The sequence below is a fragment of the Paracoccus jiaweipingae genome (assembly GCF_044335505.1).
GTDB lineage: Bacteria > Pseudomonadota > Alphaproteobacteria > Rhodobacterales > Rhodobacteraceae > Paracoccus.
Genome location: NZ_JBISBS010000001.1, coordinates 548,250 through 569,374, shown reverse-complemented (window position 1 = coordinate 569,374; position 21,125 = coordinate 548,250). Strand labels below are relative to the sequence as shown.

Sequence of the window (21,125 nt, the reverse complement as noted above, 5' to 3'; positions counted from 1 at the left end):
GGTCGGGCCGGCGGGCCAAACTGGCGGGCATGACCCAAGATCTGCCCCTGCCCATCCTGCCCGACCCGTCCGATGCCCGCCTGTCGCGGCGCGTTCAGGGTCACGACCAGACCGGCGCCCCCGTCACCCTGTCGGTGGTCGAGGAACGGCCCCTGACCATCTGGCTGAACAGCCGCGAAATCGTGACTGCCATGACCATTGGCGATCATCCCGACTGGCTGGCGCTGGGGTTTCTGCGCAATCAGGGGATGCTGTCGGATACCGACCGGGTCACCGGGGTCGATGTCGACGCGGAAACGGATTCGGTCATTGTGCGCACCGCCACCCCCACCGATCACGAGGCCCGGCTGGCGCGCGCCACGCGCACCTCGGGCTGTGCGGTCGGCACCGTCTTTGGCAATATGATGGAGGGGCTGGAAGGCGTCACCCTGCCGCCATCGACCCTGCGCAGCAGCGATTTGTATGCCCTGGCGGCGCGCATCAACCAGTTGCCCTCGCTGTATCTCGAGGCTGGTGCCATTCACGGCACGGTGCTGTGCCGGGGCGATCAGGTGCTGATCTATACCGAGGATGTGGGCCGCCATAACGCCGTCGACAAAATCGCCGGCTGGATGTTTGCCACCGGCACCGGGGGCGCGGACAAGATGCTGTATACGACCGGGCGGCTGACCAGTGAAATGGTGCTGAAATGCGCGCGGATGGGCATTCCGGTGCTGGCCTCGCGGTCGGGATTCACGGCATGGGGGGTGGACCTTGCCCGCCAGCTGGGGCTGACGCTGATCGGGCGGCTGCGCGGCCAGCGCTTTGTCTGCCTGTCCGGCGAGGACCGGCTGATCCGCGATGCCCGGCTGCAACCCGGCCTGCGCGAAGACCCGCGCCATCAGCGCAAGGGCGCGCGTGGCGATGACTGACACGGCATGTGCGGGGGTCATTCTGGCGGGCGGTCTGGCGCGGCGCATGGGCGGCGGCGACAAGGGCCGGCTGGTCATTGGCGGCCAGCCGATGCTGGCGCGGGTGATCGCCCGGCTGGCGCCGCAGGTGCAGGCGCTGGCGCTGAACGCCAATGGCGATGCGGCGCGGTTTGACGACCTTGGCCTGCCGGTGCTGCCCGACAGCCTGCCCGACCATCCCGGCCCGCTGGCCGGGGTGCTGGCGGGGATGGACTGGGCCGCCGCGCAAGGCTTTGACGCGATTGTCACGGCGGCGGCCGATACGCCCTTCTTTCCGCCCGATCTGGCCCGGCGCCTGCACGCCGCGGCGGGGCCAAAGGGGCTGGCGCTGGCGGGGTCGGACGATGCGGATGGGGTGATGCGCCGCCAGCCGACCTTTGGCCTGTGGCCGGTGGCGCTGCGCGACGACCTGCGCGCGGCGCTGAACAGCGGGCTGCGCAAGGTGGTGATCTGGACCGAGGCACATCAGGCCGGGCTGGCGGGCTGGCCATCCGACCCTTATGACCCGTTTTTCAACGTCAACACGCCCGATGATCTGGACCGGGCAAACGAAATGGCAGGTCTGACATGAAGATCTTTGGCATTACCGGCTGGAAAAACAGCGGCAAGACCACGCTGACCGAAAAGCTGGTCACGGAACTGACGCGGCGCGGGCTGGCGGTGTCGACCCTGAAGCGCGCGCATTGTCAGGCCGAAACCGACAAGCCCGGCACCGACAGCCACCGCCACCGCGAGGCCGGCGCGCGGCAGGTGGTGCTGGCCACGCCCGACAGATGGGCCTTGATGACCGAATTGCGCGGCGCCCCCGAACCCGAGCTGCGCGATCTGGTGGCGCGTCTGGACCCGGTCGACATCGTGCTGGTCGAGGGCTGGAAGGCCGACCCGCTGCCCAAGATCGAATGCCGCCGCATCGACACCGCCACCCGCCCGCCGATGGGGCAAGACAGCGACTGGGTGCGCGCCTATGCCACCGACCACCCGATGCCGCAGGATCTGGCCGCCGACCGCCCGGTCTTTGGCATTGACGAGGTCAGCGCCATTGCCGATTTCGTCCTGCGCGAGGCCGCCGATGCGTTTTGACCGCATTATCGCGCTGGACTGGTCCGCCGCCGCGCGACCGGGCAAGGGGGCCAATGCGATCTGGCTGGCGGTGACTGACCGTCAGGGCACGCAGGCCGAAAACCCGGTCAGCCGCGCCGGGGCCGAAACCCGCCTGCGGGCGCTGATCGACGCGGCGCTGGACGCCGGTCAGCGGCTGTTGATCGTGGCCGATTTCAACTTTGCCGCGCCGCGCGGCATGGCGGCGGCGCTGACCGGTCAGGCCGATGCGCTGGCGCTGTGGGACTGGCTGTCGGACCGCATCCGCGATGATGACACCGGGTCCAACCACCTGCATATCGCGGCGCAGGCCAATGCTGCCTTTGCGGGCGACGGCCCGTTCTGGGGCAATGGCACCGGGCAGGATATCGACGGTCTGCCACGCAAACGCCCGCCCCTGCCACAGGGGCTGGCGGAATTGCGCGCCACCGAACGGGCCGCACAAGCGGCGGGGCTGAACCCCAAGCCGCTGCGGCAACTGACCGGGGCGGGCGCGGTGGGCGCGCAGGCGCTGACCGGCATTCCGGTGCTGGCCCGCTTGCGCCGCGATTATGCCGGACAGGTGGCGGTCTGGCCCTTTGACGATACCGGCAATGCCCCGGTGGTGATTGCCGAAACCTATCACACGCTGGTCAACGGGGATGCGCGGGCGCGGGTCGAACGCGACGGCCTGTGCCGGGACGAGGCCCAGACCCGCAGCATGGCGCAGGCGCTGTTCGCGCTGTCGCAGGGCGATGCGCTGGCGCCGCTTTTCGCGCCCTCGGCATCGGACCAGCTGCTGGCCGAGGAGGGCTGGACCCTTGGCGTCGGCCACGAGGCCACGCTGCGCGACATCCTGACCCCGCCGCCCCCGGCCACACCGCAGGACACCCCGCCACAGGCCGCGCAAAACAGCGCCATGCCCGCCGGTGTCGACTGTATCCCCGTGGACGAGGCCCTGTCGCGGCTGAACGCCATGCTGCACCCCGTCACCACGACCGAGGCCCTGCCCCCTGCCCGCGCCGACGGGCGCATTCTGGCGGCGGATGCCTTGGCGCGGCGGGCCAACCCGCCCCAACCGAATGCGGCGGTGGACGGATATGGCTATCGCGCCGCCGACCTGCCATCAGGCGCGGCCCATGCCACCCTGCCGCTGGCGGCGGGGCGCGCGGCGGCGGGTCAGCCCTTTGACGGCGTCCTGCCCGCCGGTCACGCGCTGCGCATCCTGACCGGCGCCATCCTGCCCGAGGGCGTCGACACCGTCGCCATGCAGGAAGACGCCACCCTTGACGGCAACAGCGTCACCCTGTCGCCGCTGCCCAAACCCGGCGCCAACACCCGCCCCGCCGGCGAGGATGTCGAGGCCGGCCTGCCCGTGCTGCGCGCCGGTCGTCGCCTGACCCCCGCCGATCTGGCGCTGGCCACGGCGGTGGGCGTGGACGCGCTGACGGTGTTCCGGCGCTTGCGGGTCGGGGTTATCTCGACCGGGGATGAATTGCTGCCCGACCCCGCGCAGGCGGCATATCCGCACCAGATCTGGGACGCCAACCGCCCGATGTTGCTGGCGCTGGCGGCGCGCTGGGGCTGTGTGCCGGTCGATCTGGGCCATATTCGCGACGACCGGCAGGCCATTGCCGCCGGGCTGGATCGCGGGGCGGAAAGCTGTGACGTGATCCTGACCTCGGGCGGGGCCTCGGCGGGGGACGAGGACCACATCTCGGCGCTGCTGACGCAACACGGCACGCTGACAAGCTGGCGCATCGCGATGAAGCCGGGGCGGCCGCTTGCGCTGTCGAACTGGGGCGGAACGCCGGTGATCGGCCTGCCGGGCAACCCCGTCGCGGCCTTTGTCTGCGCGCTGATCTTTGCCCGGCCCGCACTGTCGCGGATGGGCGGCGGGGGGTTTTTGCGGCCTCAGGTCTTTGTCCTGCCTGCCGGGTTTGCAAAGCGCAAGAAACCGGGGCGGCGCGAATGGCTGCGGGCGCGGATGGGCGATGACAGGCGGGTGCAGGTCTTTGCCTCGGAAGGGTCGGGGCGGATCAGCGGCATTTCATGGGCCGAAGGTCTGGTCGAACTGCCCGACGCCGCCTGCGACATCCGGCCCGGCGACCCGGTGCGATACATGCCGTTCAGCGGTTTCGGCATCTGACCAGCCGCCCCACCCCGCGCAGCACAGCGCACAGCAAAGCAAAAACCCCGCGCCAGTGACGCGGGGTTTTCTGTTTCAGGCCAAAGCCGGGCGCTCAGGCGCCACTTATTCCTTGCCCTGATAGATGCCCACCAGCTTGTCCAGCATGGCCAGCGCATCCTCGCGCGAGCGCTGGAAGCTGTTGCGCCCGATGATCGAGCCATTGCCGCCGCCGTCGCGAATGGCGCGGGCATCGTCGTAAACGCTGTCGGCGCCCTTCTTGGCCCCGCCCGAGAAGACGACGATGCGGCGACCGCCAAAGGACGCATCCATGCAGTGCTGCACGCGCCTGGCCATGGTGCTGATGTCGATCTGCTGATCCTCATAGACCTTTTTGGCCTCGGGCAGTTCCAGATGGTCGGTGGACAGTTTGATCTTGATGATATGCGCCCCCAGCAGCGCCGCGATCTGGGCGGCATAGGCGGCGATGTCGATGGCGGTTTCGCCGTCCTTGCTGATCGCCTCGCCGCGCGGATAGGACCAGATCACCGTCGGGATGCCGACCGAGGCGGCCTCGGCGCGCATTTCCGCGATTTCCTCGAACATATCCAGCGCCATGTCCGAACCCGGATAGATGGTAAAGCCGATGGCCGCACAGCCAAGGCGCAGCGCATCCTGAACCGAGGCGGTCAGCGCCTGGTTCTTGCCAGCGGTGCCCGACATCAGGCTGTTGGCGCTGTTGCATTTCAGGATGGTCGGGATCTGGCCGGCAAAGGTGTCTGCCCCGGCCTCGAGCATCCCCAGCGGCGCCGCATAGGCGTTCAGGCCCGCGTCGATCGCCAGCTGATAGTGATAATGCGGGTCGTAACCCGCCGCGTTGGGGGCAAAGCTGCGGGCCGGGCCGTGTTCAAAGCCCTGATCGACGGGCAGGATGATCATCTTGCCGGTGCCAGCCAGCTTGCCGGTCATCAGCATCCGGGCCAGATTGCCTTTCACGCCGGGGTTTTCACCCTCGTAATTGGCGAGGATTTTCTTGACGGTATCGGTCATCTGCATCGGATACTCCGCTTTCAGGTGGTTGGCATGTCGCTTTGGCGGGGGGTTTAGCAGACTGCCCGCGCATCGCAATCCTGATCGCGCTAACGTCCTGTGAGGCTTGGCAGATCGGCGCCGTGGGGGCGGTTTTTCGCCGCCGCTGCCCCCCGGTGGGCGGAACCGGGCCGGGGCGCGGGCGGTTGTGGTCGGGTAACGCCGCGAAAGGAAGCCCGCATGTCCCATAACGACCCGGTCCCGCCACGCGCCGCCAGTAACCACTGGCCTGCGATCATTGCCATTCTGGTGGCCCTTGGCGTCGCCGCCGCGGCGTTTTTGTGGTTCACCGCCGATGCCCCGCCGCCGGGTGACGCCACCCGCGCCACGTCGGACCCGGCCTCGGCACAGGTTCCGGCACCGGCCGACCCGGCCAGCACCGCCCCCGCCGCCCCCGAGGTGCCGACAGCCGATGACAGCCCGGCCCCGGCGCAATAACCAGCCGCCCCGCCCGGTTGTTTCGGAAACGGAAATGCCCCGCCCAACGAATGGGCGGGGCATTTTTATCGCGGCTTCATCGCGCGGGCGGGCGAACCGCCGCGCAGGGCCGGTCGGGTGCGTCCGTTCAGCGACGGGCCTCGATCAGGGCGGTGACGCCGGGCAGGTCCTTGCCCTCCATCCATTCGAGGAAAGCACCGCCAGCGGTTGAAATATAAGTGAAATCATCCGCAACGCCCGCCTTGTTCAGGGCCGCGACCGTATCGCCGCCCCCGGCGACCGAGACCAGTTGCGCATCGCGGGTCAGCGCCGCGGCGGCCTGTGCGGCGGCATTGGTGGCGGCGTCGAAGGGGGCGATCTCGAAGGCGCCAAGCGGGCCGTTCCAGATCAGCGTCCGGCAATTGGCGAACAGGGCGCGGATCGCCTCGACGCTTTGCGGGCCGGCGTCAAGGATCATCGCATCCGCAGGGCAGGCATTGGCGGGCACCACCTCGGACGGGGCATTGGCGGCGAATTCGCGCGCCACAACCACATCGACCGGCAGATGGATCTGGCATCCGCCCGATTTCGCCTTGGCCAGAATGTCGCGCGCGGTATCGGCCATGTCGCGTTCGGCCAGCGATTTGCCGACCTCGACCCCCTGCGCGACCAGGAATGTGTTGGCCATGCCGCCGCCAATGACCAGATGGTCGACCTTCTCGATCAGGTTCGACAGCAGTTCCAGCTTGGTCGAGACCTTGGCCCCGCCGACCACCGCGCAGACCGGGCGTTCGGGGTTGCCAAGGGCCGCGTCCAGCGCCTTCAGTTCGGCCTCCATCAGGCGGCCGGCGGCGGCGGGCAGCAGCCGCGCCACCCCCTCGGTCGAGGCATGGGCGCGGTGGGCGGCGGAAAAGGCGTCGTTGACATAGGCCTGCCCCAGCGCCGCGATCGAGGCGGCAAAGGTGGCGTCATTGGTTTCCTCGCCCGCGTGGAAGCGGGTGTTTTCCAACAGCACCACATCGCCCGGCTGCATCGCCGCGACCGCGCGCTTGGCCGGACCGCCGATGCAATCCTCGGCAAAGCCGACGGGCTGGCCCAAGGCGGCCTCAAGCGCGGGGATCACCTGTTTCAGGCTGAGGCTGTCGACACGCTGGCCCTTTGGGCGGCCAAAATGCGCCAGCAGCACCGGCATCCCGCCCTTTTGCTGAATATCCTTGACCGTGGGCACGATCTTTTCGATCCGGGTGGCGTCGGTGACGCGCCCGTCCGCGACCGGGACGTTGATATCGACCCGGACCAGCACGACCTTGCCGTCCAGATCCAGATCGTCGATCGTGTTGAAATCCGCCATGGGGCCGGTCCTTTTGCTGTGTATCGGGGTTGATATGTTCCTGGGGCGCAGTAATCGCGGATGATGAACTTTTCGTCAACTCGCAGCGGTGTCACGGACCTTTCATATCGGTGGGGCGTTGCCTTTCCGACGCGCCGCGCATAGCGTCCGGCGCCAAGCAACATCCCGAGGAAGGAGCCCGCGATGGCCGAGATCAAAGACCCCGAAAACACCATCATCATCGAGTTGAAGGATGGTCCTGTCACCATCGAGCTGTTGCCCGACGTGGCCCCCAAGCATGCCGAACGTATGAAGGAGCTGGCCCGCAAAGGCGCCTATGACAATGTTGCGTTTCACCGCGTGATCGACGGCTTCATGGCCCAGACCGGCGATGTGGAACATGCCAATATGGAAAGCGGCTGGAACCCGTCGCGCGCGGGCACCGGCGGGTCCGACCTGCCCGACCTGCCGGCGGAATTTTCCAAGCTGCCGCATGACCGTGGCACGCTGGGGGCGGCGCGGTCTATGAACCCCAACAGCGCCAACAGCCAGTTCTTTATCAACTTCAAGGACAACCACTTTCTGAACGGCCAGTACACCGTCTATGGCCGCGTGATCGCGGGGATGGAGCATGTCGACAAGATCGCCCGTGGCGAGCCGCCCGCAAGCCCCGACCGCATGATCAGCGTCAAGGTGGCCGCCGATGCGTAAGCTGGTTCTGGGTGCGGCGCTGGTGTCGCTGGCAGGCATGGCGCAGGCCGGGGGCCTGCCCGGTGTCACCGACGGCCCCGGCCCCAACATGGTGATCGAGGTCGCCGCCGCCGATGGCACGGCCAAGGGTCAGATCGTTCTGGATCTTTACGCCGACAAGGCCCCCAACCACGTTGCCCGTCTGGTCGAACTGGCCAAGGCCGGCAAATATGACGGCGTGGTGTTTCACCGCGTGATCGACGGTTTCATGGCCCAGACCGGCGATGTGCAATATGGCCGTCAGGGCGGCGATACCGGCATGGCCGGCATGGGCGGGTCGGAAATGCCCGACCTGAAGGCGGAATTCAACGATGTCTCGTTCCAGCGCGGCACCGTTGGCATGGCCCGCAGCCAAAGCCCCGACAGCGCCAACAGCCAGTTCTTTATCGACCTGGCCCCGGCGCCGTTTCTGGACGGCCAATACACAGTTGTCGGCCAGCTGATCGAGGGCTGGGACGTGCTGAACGCGGTCAAGAAGGGCAATGCCGCCGCCAATGGCGCGGTCGACAAGCCCGACTATATGGCGCGCGTCACCATTCAGGAATAACCCGCCCCATCGCCGGTGAAAGGGGCCTGTTCCAAGGCCCCTTTTTTTATGGCGCATCCGGTGCCCGCCCCGGCCAGCCGGGGATTTGTTTTCCCCCGGACGCAGCAGGCACAGAAAAACCGCCGCGTCGCGGTGCCGGGCGGGGGAAGCCATGCGCTGTTGCCACCGCCAGTCGCCGCGCAAACAGGCCACGGCCGGGCACCGGGGCATTGCGCCGCAGCGCGCCCCGCCCTAGCCTGCGCGGCAATGCGACAGACCGAGGAGGACAAACCATGGCCGATAACTGGGGCTTTGACACCGCTGCCATTCACGCGGGCACCGCGCCCGACCCCGCCACCGGCGCCCGTCAGGTGCCGATCTATCAGACCACCGCTTACCAGTTCCGCGATGCCGACCACGCCGCGAAACTGTTTAACCTGCAAGAGGTCGGCTATATCTATTCCCGGCTGACCAACCCCACCGTGGCGGCGCTGCAAAACCGCATTGCCGCGCTTGAGGGGGGCGCCGGGGCGGTGTGCTGTTCCTCGGGGCACGCGGCCCAGATCATGGCGCTGTTCCCGCTGATGGGGCCGGGGCTGAACATCGTGGCCTCGACCCGGCTTTATGGCGGCACCATCACCCAGTTCGGCCAGACCATCAAACGCTTTGGCTGGTCGGCGCGCTTTGTCGATCTGGATGACGCCGACGCGGTGCGCGCGGCAATCGACGACGACACCCGCGCGATTTTCTGCGAATCGATCTCGAACCCCGGCGGCTATGTCACCGATCTGGACGCGATGGCCAAAATCGCGGACGAGGCCGGTATTCCGCTGATCGTGGATAACACGCTGGCCACGCCCTGGCTGTGCCGCCCGATCGAACATGGCGCCACGCTGGTGGTGCATTCGCTGACCAAATACCTGACCGGCAACGGCACCGTGACCGGCGGCGTGGTGGTCGATTCCGGGCGCTTCGACTGGTCGGCCAGTGATAAATTCCCCAGCCTGTCGGCCCCGGAACCCGCCTATCACGGGCTGAAATTCCACGAAACCTTCGGCAGTCTTGCCTTCACCTTCCACGGCATTGCCATCGGGCTGCGCGATCTGGGGATGACGCTGAACCCGCAAGCGGCGCATTACACGCTGATGGGGGTCGAGACCCTGCCCCTGCGGATGCAGCGCCATGTCGAAAACGCGCAAAAGGTGGCCCAGCATCTGGCCGCGCATCCGGGCGTTGCCCGCGTGACCTATGCCGGGCTGGCGGATTCGCCGTGGTCCGACCGCGTGGCGCGCATCTGTCCCAAGGGGGCCGGGGCGCTGTTCACCTTTGAAATCAAGGGCGGCTATGACGCGGCGGTGCGCTTTGTCGAGGCGCTGAAGCTGTTCAGCCATGTGGCCAATCTGGGCGATACGCGGTCGCTGGTGATCCATTCCGCGTCGACCACCCACCGCCAGCTGACCGAGGATCAGCAGCGCGCCGCCGGGGCCGGACCCGAGGTGGTGCGCCTGTCCATCGGCACCGAGGACGCCGCCGACCTGATCGCGGATCTGGATCAGGCGCTGGCCGCCGCCGCGGGCTGAGCCATCAAAAACCCCGCGCCGGCAAAGCGTGGCGCGGGGCAATCCTTTCCGGGACATCGCCCGGCATCAGCCGTCAGTTCGCGGGGGCGGTGTCTGTATCCACATCCGTGCCAGCATTATCCGCGCCCGCATCGGTTGCCGGGCCAGCGGCGGGGTCCGCCGCCCCCGGTTCGGGCTGGTGGCCCATTTGCGGAATCGCCTTGTGATCGGCGTCATCGGGCATCAGGCCAAAAACCACCTGAACTGCCGCCTGCTGCGCGACCTCACCCGCCTCGATCGGGGTTGCGCCCCCGGCCTCGGCGGCCATGGCACGCATCACCGGCATCGGCGGCGACAGGCTGTCGCCCTGTTCGGTGATCGACACCACCGGTCCCAGCTTTTGACCGGCGGCAGCGGCCAGAATACCGGCACGGTGGATGGCGTCGCGCACCGCCGCATCACGGGCCTGATCCATCACGCTGGCCGGGTCTTTCAGCGCGAACTGGATATTGTTGATCTCATTCGCGCCGGCGGCGACCAGACTGTCCAGAACCGCGCCAAGCCCGTCCAGATCGGTGATCCGCAGCACCAGCATATTGCGCGCCTCATATCCCACCAGCCGGGGGGGCTTGCCCTCTTGCGAATAATCCTGACGCGGCGACAGCGACAGGCCTGCGGTCTGCATATCGGCCTTTTGCAGGCCGGCCTCGGTCAGCTTGCCGATCACCTGCGACAGGCGTTTGGCATTATCGGCCATTGCCGCCTGCGCCGTGTCGGCCTGCGCGCTGACACCAACGCTGAGGATGGCCAGATCGGGGGCCTGACGGATCTCGGCCATGCCGGTAACGGTCAGGCGTGCCGGGGCCTGATGGTCATAGGCGGCGGGCGGCATGGTGCCGGGGGCCTGCTGCGCCATGGCCGGAACGGCGGCCATGGACAGCAGGGCGATCAGGGCAGGTTTGCGGGGGTCGAACATGGTGGACGTCTCCATCGGAACGGGGTCGCGGATCAACGCGGCAGGGGCGAAATCGTTCATCACACTTTGGCGTGATGCTTCCCTCATCAGCCGATTTGGGTTAGCTGTCGGTTAAGCACAACAACACAACCGGGCGGCCAACCCCCGGCACCCCCGAGGGCAATTCGATGCAGCAGACCGACAGCGGGCACCACGCCCTGTCCTTTACCGATGACGCCGTGCATCTGAACGTGTGGCGTGACGGGCGCTGGCTGCCCGTGGCACAGGCCGGTTTTGACGCGCCACAGGTCGCAACCCTGCGCCGCGCCATCGCCCCCGCCGATGGCAGCGACCCGGCGGTGACGGTGATCCTGCCGCCCGATCAGTTGCTGTATACCCGGCTGACCGTGGCCCCGCGCCCCCAGGCGGTGCGCGACGCGCTGGTCGGGCTGACCCCTTATCCGGTGGCGGATCTGGCCTTTGACTGGCAGCCCGATGACACCGGGGTGCAGGTCGCCGCACTGGTGCGCCAGACCCTGCACGAGGCGCGCGATTTCGTTACCCGTCACGGCTTTGCCATCAGCGATTTCACCGCGACACCCGAACCGCAGCAGTTCCCGCGCCCCCCGGTCTTTACCCTGACACCCGGAAACGCGCCGGACTGGCCCACGGCCCCCGCCGCCACGCCCGCTGTGCCCGTCGCTGCGCCAGCCAAGGCCCCGACGCCGGTGGTCCCGGCACATGACGCCGCGCTGCCCGCGCCCATCAGTGCCATACCGCCGCATTACATCGCCCCGTCCGCCACAGCCGCCAAGACCGACGCGGGCACCAGCCCCGAACCGACGATGACACCGTTGCCACCCACCGCTGACCGGCAACGCCCCGACGCCGCACCGACCGCCCTCAAAATCGGCGGCTTTGACGGGCGCGGGCCAGCGGCGACCCAAGCCCTGCCAGACCCCGGCGATGCGGCTGGCGTCACCGCTGCCAGCATTCCGCTGCCACTGGCCGACACCGCGCCCGACCAGCCCCCGCAAACCGACAATGCCACCGCCACCCGGGCGGTGATCCGCCATGCCGCGCCCGCCAGCGCGCCCGCAGAGGCCGTCAAACCCCTGCCCGCCCGCGCGCAGGCCGTGCTGGACCGCGCCGCGGCGGCCCGCGCGGTCAAGTCCGTCGCGCCCCACAGCGCCGCCCCGGCCAAAGCCGGTGCGCGCCGCGATCTGCCTGCCATCCTGCCGCTGCTGGCCGGTCTGGTGGTGGCGATCCTTGCGGTCTGGATCTTTGCGCCGGGGTCACCCGCCCCCGACCCGGCACAGCCTGACCGCGCAGCGGTGACAGCACCGCGCACAAACGCGACCACCGCACCGCCCCCCGCGACCGAGGCACCCCAACCCCGGCCCGCCACCGCCAGCGCACCGCGCGCCACGGCCGCCATTTCGCCGCTGACAACCGCCACCGGCGCCGCCGTGCCGCCCGCCCCGATCCCGCAGGCACAGCGCCGCGCCGCCCCCGCCGCACAGGCCGGCGCCGACAGCCCGCAAACGGATGGCACGGCCCAGACCACACCGTCCGGGACCACAGCCCCCGCCCCGACCCAGCCGCCCGCAGCCACGGCCGGGGCAACACCGCCGCGCAGCCCTGTCCGGCCCGCCAGCCGCCCCGGCCCCCGCCCTGCGGCCAGCGGCACTGCCGCGCCCGATCAGGACGGCGTCACTGCCGCGCCACGCAACGCGACCGGGCTGACACGCTCGGCCCGGCCGGGTGCTGCCCCCAGCCGCGCCGCGCCCGCCGCAGCCCGCGATGCGGCCCCCAGCGTGCCGCAAAACCCGCTGCCGTTCGAGGCCAGCCGCACCCCCACCCCGCGCGTCGATGGCAGCCGCCCCAGACAACGCCCCGGCACCACCAGCCCCACGCAGAGGGCCGCCCCTGCCGCGCCACCGGTCGCAGCCCCGCAGCCCGCAACCGACCCGCAACTGAACAGATCGCCCCGGCCCCAGTCCCGGCCCGCTCGTCAGGGCGCGCTGGTACCGGATCAGGCACCGGTGCTGGCCCTGACCGCCAGCATCGGCACGGATCTGGCGCGCCGGGCCTTGCCGGGCGGCAGCTATGACCCGCTGCGGCTGGCGCGTGTGGCCGATGATGCCCCGCGCCATGCCGCGCTGCTGGACACCGCAATGATGTTTGGCCAGCAGGCGGCGCCCGTGGTGCTGGCGCAGGTTCGGCCCACGCGCAAACCGCGACAGTCCGCCGCCCCGGCCCCGGATCGCGCCGGTTCCGCAGGCCAAAGCCGTGCCATTGACAGCGCACTGACGCAGGCAATGGACCAGTCCGAGCGCCCCCCGGCAACGCATCGCGCCACCGGCAGCACCGCCGCCCTTCCCGACAGCCCCGCCACGCCCGCCCTGACGACCTCGGGCGGGCTTCGCGTATCGGCGCGACCGGCGCGGCGGGGTCAGGGCGCGGCAAGGGCCGGTGGTGCCGGAAACCCCTCGACCGCCAATCTGTCCGGCAGCGCAGTCGAAGGCGCCATAGCCGCCGCCATTGCCGATACCGCCCTGTCCCCCGGCAACAGCGCCAGCCAGGTTCTGGCATCTTCCCCGATCCCGCCCCGACGCTCGGGCCGGGTCAGCCCGCCTGCCGCGACCCAGCCCGAAACCGCCGCGCCCCCGGCCCGGGCCGGCACCGGCGCGGCAGCACCGGCTGACCCTGACGACCCAAGCCCGGCCGAACTGGCGGCGCGGCTGCGTCAGGACGAACAGCTTCAGGCCCAGGCCGAGGCCCGCGCCCGTGCCCGCGCCGCCGCCGACGCCAAGGCCGAGGCCCAGGCCCGTGCCGCCGCCGAAGCCCGCGCCCGCGCACAGGCCGCCGCCGAGGAACGCGCCGCAGCGGCCCGCAACCAGACCTATGTCCCGCAAGAGCTGGATAACGAGCCCGAAATCCGGGGCGCAGAAGGTGTCGCGGCATCGGGCAGCGTGGCCAGGGCCGCAACCCAGAACCGGGCGATGGACACACGCCGCACCCAGCTGATCGGGGTCATTGGCGCCGGCAAGGCCAGCCGTGGCCTGATCCGCCTGCGCAATGGCAAGGTGGTGACGGTGCGCATCGGCGACCGGATCGACGGGGGCACCATCAATGCCATCGGCGATGGACGGGTGCAGTATGTGAAAAGCGGACGCGCCTATCAATTGACCATTCTGAACGGACGATAATGCAAACCTTTCTGCTGCTGGCCACAATCTATCTGATGACCATGGTGATCGCGGTCCCGATCTCGGCCCGGCTGGGGCTGGGATCGGTTCTGGGTTATCTGATGGCCGGCATCGTCATCGGGCCGGTCACCGGACTGGCCGGCAGCGAAATGGCGGACCTGCAACATTTTGCCGAATTCGGCGTGGTGATGATGCTGTTTCTGATCGGGCTGGAACTGGAACCCCGCGCGCTGTGGAATATGCGCCATCGCCTTTTGGGCTTGGGCGGGTTGCAGGTGACCGCAACGATGTTCCTGATCGCGGCGCTGATGCTGCTGCTGGGGCAGGACTGGCGGGTCGCGCTGGCCTTGGGGATGATCTTTTCCCTCAGCTCGACCGCCATCGTGGTGCAGACCCTGTCGGAAAAGAACCTGATGCAGACACCGGGCGGGCGCAACGCCTTTGCGGTTCTGCTGACCCAGGACATCGCGGTGATCCCGATGATCGCCCTGTTGCCGCTGCTGGCGGGGGCCGGCCTGTCGGGTGGGACGATGCCGGGGGAACATGACGGCAATATCAGCCACGCGCTGATGGCCAGCCTGCCGGGCTGGGGCGCGGCGCTGATCACGCTGGCGGCGGTGGCAGTGGTGATCCTGATCGGCCAATATCTGATCCGCCCGGTGTTCCGCTTCGTTCACGCCGCCAAGCTGAACGAACTGGACACTGCGTTTTCCCTGCTGATCGTGGTTGGCATTGCCTCGCTGATGAACCTTGTCGGGCTGTCGCCGGCGCTTGGCACATTTCTGGCCGGGGTGATGCTGGCGGGGTCCGAGTTCCGGCACGAACTGGAGGCCCAGATCGCGCCGTTCAAGGGGCTGCTGCTGGGGCTGTTCTTCATCACCGTGGGGGCGGGGATGAATTTCGGCATTCTGGCGGAAAACCCGATGCTGGTGCCGGCCCTGACCATTGCGCTGATCGGGCTGAAGGCCGGCATTCTGTTTTCCGTCGCCCGGCTGATGAAAATGGCCGCGCGCGAACGCACCCTGTTTACGCTGTCGCTGGCACAGGCGGGCGAGTTCGGTTTCGTCCTGATCTCCTACGCCGTGTCGCTGAGCATTTTCGACCAGACATCGGCACAGGTGTTCCTGATGGTGATCGCCCTGTCCATGCTGGCAACGCCGATGCTGTTCATCCTGCATGACGTGGTCGTCAGGCGCATGACCGAGGCGCGCAGCGGCCCCGAGGCGGACGAGATCGAGCATCAGGAACCGATCATCATCGCCGGGGTCGGGCGCTTTGGTCAGGTGGTGAACCGGCTGGTCACCCTGTCGGGCTTTCGCACAACGGTTCTGGACCATGACCTGAAGGTCATCCAGCTGATGCGGCGCTTTGGCTTCAAGGGCTATTTCGGTGACCCCACCCGCCCCGAGATCCTGACCGCAGCAGGTCTGGCCGAGGCGCGGGTGCTGGTGGCGGCGCTGGACGACCCCAAGGCGAACCTGAAACTGGTGCGTTACGTCCGGCAAGAGCGCCCTGATCTGGTGATCATCGCCCGTGCCCGCGACCGTGTGGGCGTGTATGACCTTTACGCCGCCGGGGCCAATCATATCGTGCGCGAAATGTTCGACAGCAGCCTGCGCGCCGGGCGTTATGTGCTGGAGAATGTCGGCCTGTCGGAATACGAGGCGTCCGAGCTGGAAAAGATCTTTTACCGGCTTGACCGCGCCAATCTGCGCGAACTGGCGGATGTCTGGCGGCCGGGGGTGCCGACCGAGGAAAACCCCGAATATATCCGCCGCAGTCAGGACCTGAACAAAGTGCTGGAAAACGCCCTGATCGAGCGGTTCAGCCACGGCCCCGCCGCCGCCCCGATCGCGGAAAACGATGCAGAGCCGGAACACGGACTGATGGACAGCCGCCCCGGCGGGCGCGACGCCGCACGGCGCCAAAGCAGCCCGGAGGCATAGGCAGAACAGAATCAGGGCGAACAGACCAATCATGCCCCCTGTTTGCGCCCGCGAAGCTTTCCATCCGGTTAACAGGCCAGAAAAAAGCGCCCCGCAGGGCGCTTTTTTACATCGGATTTTATCTTTCGGTCCGCGATCTCAGGCCGCGCGGCTGGTCAGAACCTCGTCGACGCGGGCCTGGGCATTGGCCTCGTCAACGCCGCTGACGGCTGCGACCTCGCGGGTCAGGCGGTCCAGCGCGGCCTCGTAAAGCTGACGCTCGGAATAGGATTGTTCGCGCTGTTCGTCATTGCGGTGCAGGTCGCGCACCACCTCGGCAATGGCCAGCAGATCGCCCGAATTGATCTTTTGTTCATATTCCTGCGCGCGACGCGACCACATGGCACGCTTGACCCGCGCCTTGCCTTTCAGTGTCGTCAGCGCCTGTTCGACCAGATCCGGCGAGGACAGACCGCGCATCCCGATCTCGGTCGCGCGCTGGGTCGGCACCCGCAGCGTCATCTTGTCCTTTTCAAAGGAAATGACGAACATTTCCAGCTTGATGCCGGCGACTTCCTGCTCTTCGATCGAGACGATCTTGCCGACGCCATGGGCGGGATATACGACAAAGTCATCGGGGCGGAAATCGGGGGTCTTGGCTTTGGCCATGATGCTCTCCAGTTGGTGCCTTTCGACACGTTCAGACCCGCCCGACCCAAGGGCCGGATGGCGCGTCCTGTTAATCTTTATCCTTGCCACGCCGGGCAGACGGCGCGGGAAAACAGACAGAACCGGCCCGGCAAATGACAGCGCCGGGTCCGGCCAGTCCACGAATGTAACGATAATATATCACAAAAAAGGCCGCTGAAAAAGCGGCCTGTTCAGCGCAAACATTGCCACAATCGCAACCAAACCCCCATGAAAAACAGCAATTTGCCGTTATCGGGGCAGCTGTTGCACGCGGTTGTGAAGCGAATCAGTCGCCTTCACCGGGCGCGGGACTGAAATATTTTTCCAGCTTGCCCTGAACCCCATCCATTTCCTGATAACCGGGCATCGGGTCTTTTTTGCGGGTGATCACCGGCCACTGATCGGCATATTTCCGGTTGAATTCCACCCAAGGTTCCATGTCCGGTTCGGTATCGGGGCGGATGGCGTCAGCCGGGCATTCAGGCTCGCACACACCGCAGTCGATGCATTCATCGGGGTGGATGACCAGCGTATTTTCGCCCTCGTAAAAGCAATCGACCGGACACACCTCGACGCAATCGGTGTATTTGCACATGATGCAGTTGTCGGTGACGACGTAAGTCATTGCCTGAACCCCATTCGCGTTACTTGCGCCCTGTCACCTAGCGGGCTGCGCGGCATCATTCAAGGGGTTCGGACGGGGTCTGCGACAGCGCGTCATACAGCAAGGCGGCCTCGGGGGCGGGACCGCGCCGGGTTCCCGGCGCCAGAACGCGCACCGCCCGGACGTGACCCTGAACCGAAACCGTGACCTGATCGCCGGGCATGACAAACCGCCCCGGTTTGCGGCAGGGCTGGCCGTTGACCCGCACCCCACCCGCCGCAATGCGGTCCGAGGCCAGCCCGCGGGTTTTGAAAAACCGCGCATGGAACAGCCACTTGTCCAGACGAATACGCCCGCCATCGGCCTGTCCGGCGATGGCGGGCGCGGGTTTGCGACCTTGCGTCACGACTTGTTTTTCAGCGCCGCCAGAACCGCGAAGGGGTTGTCAGGGTCGATGGGCTTATCGGCCCTGGGCGGGCGGGCGCTGAATTGTTTGGCACCCTGCGGTTTGCCACCGGGCTTGCCCTTCTTGCCCTTGGGACGACCGGTTTCGTCACTGGTGCGGTCGCGGCGCGGGCCTTTGCCCTGACGCCCCTCGCGCGGCTGGTCGCCATCCTGACGCGGGCGGCGGTTGCCGCCGGCACGCGGACGCGGTGCCCATGTGAAGGTGTAAAACACCTCTTGCTCGGGCGCGGCGGCTTCGCCACCCTCAGCACCCTCAGCACCCTCAGCACCCTCAGCTGCGGGGGCATCGGCCCCGGCTTCGGCCCCGGCATCGGCGGCGGCTTTGGCGGCGGCCTGTTGGGCGTCCCATTCGGCCCGTTTCTGCGCTGCCAGAACCGGTTCCTCCTCGGTCAGGGGGGCGTCGCCGGGGGTGTCAGCCCCGGGCTGTGGCGCGGGTTCGGCAATGGCGGGGCGGGTCTTTTCACGCAGGCCGCGCTGCGCCTGATAGCCAAGCCCCTGCATCAGATCCGCGAATTGTTCCAGCGTCATGCCGGTGATCGACAGCATGTCGGCATTGGCCTCGAAACCCGCGCGGCTGTCCTGACTGCGCAGCATATCGGCAAGACGTTCCAGCATGTCGATGCGAATGGCGCGTTCCCCCGCGGGGCGATAGCCGGACAACGTATAATAACCTTCCGGCACGTCCTTGATATTGGGGATGGTGACCAGACCGGGGGGCGGGCTTTCGGGGAATTCGTCCAGCCCCTCGGTAAGCGACCACAGCACCAGCCGCAGCCGGGTCGGCGCGGGTTTCAGCAGCGCCGGCATGAACACGGTGAACTGGCCGAAACGCACGCCATGCTTGCGCAGCGCGCCGCGGGCCTCTTGGTCAAGATCCTTGACCTCGGCGGCGACCTGCTGGCGCGGCAGCACCCCCAGCGCCTCGACCAGACGGAAGGCAAAGCCGCGGGCCAGACCGGTCAGGGCCTCGTCCTTTTGCATAGCGATCATCGGCTCGAAGCCCGCCGCGATCTTGCGGTCGATGAAATGCTGAAGACGGCGCGTCACCTTGTCGGCAATTTCGGCCCCGGCTTCGTCATCGACAAAGGCCTGAACGCGGGGTTTCAGCGGCTCGTCACCCCTGACCAGCTTGCCGACCGCGGCATCGCCCCACATCAGCCCGCCCTGTTCGGTGAAATCCAGCTCGGTATCGGGCGCGTTATAGAAGCGGTCGGCGCGCAGATGAAATTCGGGGCGCAGCGCCTCATAGGCGGCGCGGTTCAGCATCTTTGCCTCATCCCCTGCCGCCGCCGGGTCGGCCCTGAACCGGAACCCCTCAAGACGGCCGGCGAATTCGCCCTCGACCGCCACTTCGCCCTTGTCGTTAACCTCGGCCACCAGTGCTTCCTTCTGCTTGAGCCGCCGCAGCAAAACCGAAGTGCGCCGGTCCACGAATCTTTGCGTCAGAGCCGCGTGAAGCGCATCCGACAATCGGTCTTCTACAGCGCGCGTCGCGTCGCGCCAATGGCTTTCGTCCTGAACCCAGCCGGGGCGCTGCGCCACATAGGTCCATGTGCGGATAAATGCCAATCGCCGCGAAATCGCGTCGATATTGCCATGGGTGCGGTCGATGCGGTCAACCTGACCCGCCAGCCAGTCCGAGGGCACCTGTCCGCGATCATGCAAAAAATCAAAGATCCGCGCCAGCAGACCGGTATGTTCAGCCGGCGAAATGCCGCGAAAATCCGGGATGCGGCAGACATCCCACAGCAGACGCACATCTTTGGGACCGGCAATGCGGTCGCGGATCTCGGGCAGGTCGCGCAGCGCCTTCAGCGCCGCCATATCCTCGGCCTCGCGGCCACGGGTCAGCCATTCGCTGGCGGGCGCGGCCTCGAGGCTGGTGACCAGCCGGTCCAGCGTGCCGTATTCCAGCGCGGCATTGCGCCACATCAGGCGCTGGATCGGGGCAAAGCGGTGTTCCTCGATCGCGGCAATCACGCCTTCTTCGGGGATCTCGGCATCGCCGGTCACGCCGAAGGTGCCCGGTTCGGTGTGGCGCCCGGCGCGGCCCGCGATCTGGCCCAGTTCATGCGGAAACAGCGGCCGCATCCGGCGACCGTCGAATTTATGCGTGGCGGAAAAGGCGACATGGCGGATATCGAGGTTCAGCCCCATGCCGATGGCATCCGTGGCAACCAGATAGTCAACCTCGCCCGCCTGATACATCGCCACCTGCGCATTGCGCGTGCGCGGCGACAGCGCCCCCATCACCACCGCACAGCCGCCCTTCTGGCGGCGCAGCAGTTCCGCCATCGCATAGACGTCATCGACGCTGAACCCCACGATGGCCGAACGCGGCGGCATTCGCGACAGCTTTTTCGACCCCGCCCATGTCAGGGTGGAAAACCGTTCGCGGCGCAAAAACTGCACCCCCGGCACCAGCGCGGCAATGGCCGATCGCATGGTGTCGGACCCCAGCAACAGGGTTTCGTGCAGGCCACGCATATTCAGCAGGCGGTCGGTAAAGACATGCCCGCGCTGGGGGTCGGCGCACATCTGGATTTCGTCGATGGCGACGAAATCGGCGGCGATTTCGGGCATCGCCTCGGTGGTGGCGACCCAGTATTGGGCGCGGTTGGGGACGATACGTTCCTCGCCGGTGACCAGCGCCACCACCGACGGGCCGCGCGCCTTGACGATGCGGTCGTAAACCTCGCGCGCCAGCAGGCGCAGCGGCAGGCCGATCACCCCGGTGCGGTGGGCCAGCATCCGTTCGACCGCGTAATGGGTCTTGCCGGTATTGGTCGGGCCAAGAACGGCGGTCACGCGGCTCATAGGGCCACCCCCTGTTTTCGTTGCAAGATGCGGGCGCGGCCATCCAGCGCCTCGGGCTGGTGCGGGTGAATGGCCAGCGACCGGTCATAGGCGGCCAGCGCGGCATCGTCCTTGCCAGTGTCTTCCAAAATCGCCCCCAGCCGGGTCAGCGCGGCGAAATGGCGCGGCTCAAGCGACAGGCAGCGCCACAGATCGGCCAGCGCCGGACCGCTGCGGCCGGTCAGGGCCAGGGCCTCGGCCCGTGCGCGCCAGCCTTCGGCAAAACCGGGGGCGTGATCGGTCAGCGCGGTCAGATGGCCGATGGCGGTGATGGCGTCGCCCTCGTCCATCGCGGCCTCGCCACGTTGCAGCAGCAGGTCCATCGCCGCTGACCCCGACTGCGCCCATGCCCGCAGGATGTCGGCCTCGGCGATGCGCCAGCCCTCGCCCTGCGGTTCAGCCAGTGCGCGAAAGCGGCTTTCCAGCGGATCGCGCGCGGGGTCTTGCGCATTTTCGGCAAATGCTGTGGAAAAAAGCGCGATCATTAACCAAATCGTAACCAGCGCGGTGCTAAATGCCGCGACGACACGATGGTAAAGGGGGCTGCGCCTCGTCATGGTCACGGTTGTAACCAAGGCGGCGGGCAGGTGCC

The 21,125-nt window shown here is 67.7% G+C and carries 18 protein-coding genes; 10 read left to right on the top strand and 8 right to left on the bottom strand.

The genetic code is table 11. From position 1 onward, the window contains the following. Positions 1 to 29 precede the first annotated feature (29 nt). Genes ACFXP9_RS02870 through ACFXP9_RS02855 form a run of 4 tightly spaced genes read left to right on the top strand, consistent with a single transcriptional unit; the run spans position 30 to position 4,176 of the window. Entirely contained in the window at positions 30 to 911 is an 882-nt protein-coding gene (locus ACFXP9_RS02870; RefSeq protein ID WP_397205441.1) for a formate dehydrogenase accessory sulfurtransferase FdhD, read from the top strand. Beyond that, positions 904 to 1,521, top strand: a complete 618-nt coding sequence (gene mobA / locus ACFXP9_RS02865) for a molybdenum cofactor guanylyltransferase MobA (protein WP_397205443.1) — start codon at positions 904 to 906, stop codon at positions 1,519 to 1,521. Before ACFXP9_RS02870 ends, mobA begins: the two co-directional genes overlap by 8 nt. Beyond that, on the top strand, positions 1,518 to 2,030 hold the full coding sequence (gene mobB, locus ACFXP9_RS02860) for a molybdopterin-guanine dinucleotide biosynthesis protein B (RefSeq protein ID WP_397205445.1): 513 nt from the start codon (positions 1,518 to 1,520) through the stop codon (positions 2,028 to 2,030). Before mobA ends, mobB begins: the two co-directional genes overlap by 4 nt. Continuing rightward, positions 2,020 to 4,176: a molybdopterin-binding protein gene (locus ACFXP9_RS02855; RefSeq protein WP_397209961.1), complete on the top strand. Its 2,157-nt coding sequence runs from the start codon at positions 2,020 to 2,022 to the stop codon at positions 4,174 to 4,176. Before mobB ends, ACFXP9_RS02855 begins: the two co-directional genes overlap by 11 nt. Positions 4,177 to 4,281: 105 nt before the next feature. Here ACFXP9_RS02855 and ACFXP9_RS02850 read toward each other — a convergent pair whose 3' ends face one another. Then, positions 4,282 to 5,211 carry a class I fructose-bisphosphate aldolase gene (locus ACFXP9_RS02850; RefSeq protein ID WP_397205448.1) on the bottom strand — a complete coding sequence of 310 codons (930 nt, stop codon included), beginning with the start codon at positions 5,209 to 5,211 and terminating at the stop codon, positions 4,282 to 4,284. Positions 5,212 to 5,424: 213 nt separating this feature from the next. Between ACFXP9_RS02850 and ACFXP9_RS02845 the strand changes: the two genes are divergently transcribed. Next, positions 5,425 to 5,682 (top strand): hypothetical protein, encoded by a 258-nt coding sequence (locus tag ACFXP9_RS02845; RefSeq protein WP_397205450.1) that lies wholly within the window; start codon positions 5,425 to 5,427, stop codon positions 5,680 to 5,682. Positions 5,683 to 5,809: 127 nt separating this feature from the next. Here ACFXP9_RS02845 and ACFXP9_RS02840 read toward each other — a convergent pair whose 3' ends face one another. After that, the gene (locus tag ACFXP9_RS02840; protein WP_397209959.1) at positions 5,810 to 7,012 is read right to left on the bottom strand and encodes a phosphoglycerate kinase; all 1,203 of its coding nucleotides are present in this window, start codon (positions 7,010 to 7,012) and stop codon (positions 5,810 to 5,812) included. Positions 7,013 to 7,195: 183 nt separating this feature from the next. Here ACFXP9_RS02840 and ACFXP9_RS02835 point away from each other — a divergent pair, with 183 nt between their 5' ends. From ACFXP9_RS02835 to ACFXP9_RS02825, 3 genes are all read left to right on the top strand, one after another. Further along, positions 7,196 to 7,702 (top strand): peptidylprolyl isomerase, encoded by a 507-nt coding sequence (locus ACFXP9_RS02835; RefSeq protein ID WP_397205454.1) that lies wholly within the window; start codon positions 7,196 to 7,198, stop codon positions 7,700 to 7,702. Next, a complete protein-coding gene (locus ACFXP9_RS02830; RefSeq protein WP_397205456.1) occupies positions 7,695 to 8,288 on the top strand; it encodes a peptidylprolyl isomerase in 594 nt (197 codons plus the stop codon). The genes ACFXP9_RS02835 and ACFXP9_RS02830 overlap by 8 nt, the downstream gene beginning before the upstream one ends. 272 nt (positions 8,289 to 8,560) lie before the next feature. Next, entirely contained in the window at positions 8,561 to 9,847 is a 1,287-nt protein-coding gene (locus ACFXP9_RS02825) for an O-acetylhomoserine aminocarboxypropyltransferase/cysteine synthase family protein (RefSeq protein WP_397205458.1), read from the top strand. 73 nt (positions 9,848 to 9,920) lie between these two features. On the opposite strand, the gene ACFXP9_RS02820 is transcribed toward ACFXP9_RS02825, so the two are convergent. Beyond that, on the bottom strand, positions 9,921 to 10,862 hold the full coding sequence (locus ACFXP9_RS02820; protein ID WP_397205460.1) for an SIMPL domain-containing protein: 942 nt from the start codon (positions 10,860 to 10,862) through the stop codon (positions 9,921 to 9,923). A 107-nt stretch (positions 10,863 to 10,969) separates the two neighbouring features. Here ACFXP9_RS02820 and ACFXP9_RS02815 point away from each other — a divergent pair, with 107 nt between their 5' ends. Beyond that, a complete protein-coding gene (locus ACFXP9_RS02815; RefSeq protein WP_397205461.1) occupies positions 10,970 to 13,993 on the top strand; it encodes a hypothetical protein in 3,024 nt (1,007 codons plus the stop codon). After that, positions 13,993 to 15,939 carry a monovalent cation:proton antiporter-2 (CPA2) family protein gene (locus ACFXP9_RS02810; protein WP_397205463.1) on the top strand — a complete coding sequence of 649 codons (1,947 nt, stop codon included), beginning with the start codon at positions 13,993 to 13,995 and terminating at the stop codon, positions 15,937 to 15,939. The genes ACFXP9_RS02815 and ACFXP9_RS02810 overlap by 1 nt, the downstream gene beginning before the upstream one ends. A gap of 138 nt (positions 15,940 to 16,077) precedes the next feature. On the opposite strand, the gene ACFXP9_RS02805 is transcribed toward ACFXP9_RS02810, so the two are convergent. From ACFXP9_RS02805 to ACFXP9_RS02785, 5 genes are all read right to left on the bottom strand, one after another. Next, positions 16,078 to 16,587, bottom strand: coding sequence for a CarD family transcriptional regulator (locus ACFXP9_RS02805; protein ID WP_397205465.1), 510 nt, complete (start codon positions 16,585 to 16,587; stop codon positions 16,078 to 16,080). 307 nt (positions 16,588 to 16,894) lie between these two features. Further along, positions 16,895 to 17,233, bottom strand: a complete 339-nt coding sequence (fdxA, locus tag ACFXP9_RS02800) for a ferredoxin FdxA (RefSeq protein ID WP_397205467.1) — start codon at positions 17,231 to 17,233, stop codon at positions 16,895 to 16,897. Between the two features lie 55 nt (positions 17,234 to 17,288). Continuing rightward, positions 17,289 to 17,618, bottom strand: a complete 330-nt coding sequence (locus ACFXP9_RS02795) for an RNA-binding S4 domain-containing protein (protein WP_397205469.1) — start codon at positions 17,616 to 17,618, stop codon at positions 17,289 to 17,291. After that, entirely contained in the window at positions 17,615 to 20,494 is a 2,880-nt protein-coding gene (locus ACFXP9_RS02790) for a helicase-related protein (RefSeq protein ID WP_397205471.1), read from the bottom strand. The genes ACFXP9_RS02795 and ACFXP9_RS02790 overlap by 4 nt, the downstream gene beginning before the upstream one ends. After that, complete coding sequence (locus tag ACFXP9_RS02785) at positions 20,491 to 21,018, bottom strand: tetratricopeptide repeat protein (RefSeq protein WP_397205473.1); 528 nt, start codon at positions 21,016 to 21,018, stop codon at positions 20,491 to 20,493. The genes ACFXP9_RS02790 and ACFXP9_RS02785 overlap by 4 nt, the downstream gene beginning before the upstream one ends. Between the last annotated feature and the right edge of the window lie 107 nt (positions 21,019 to 21,125).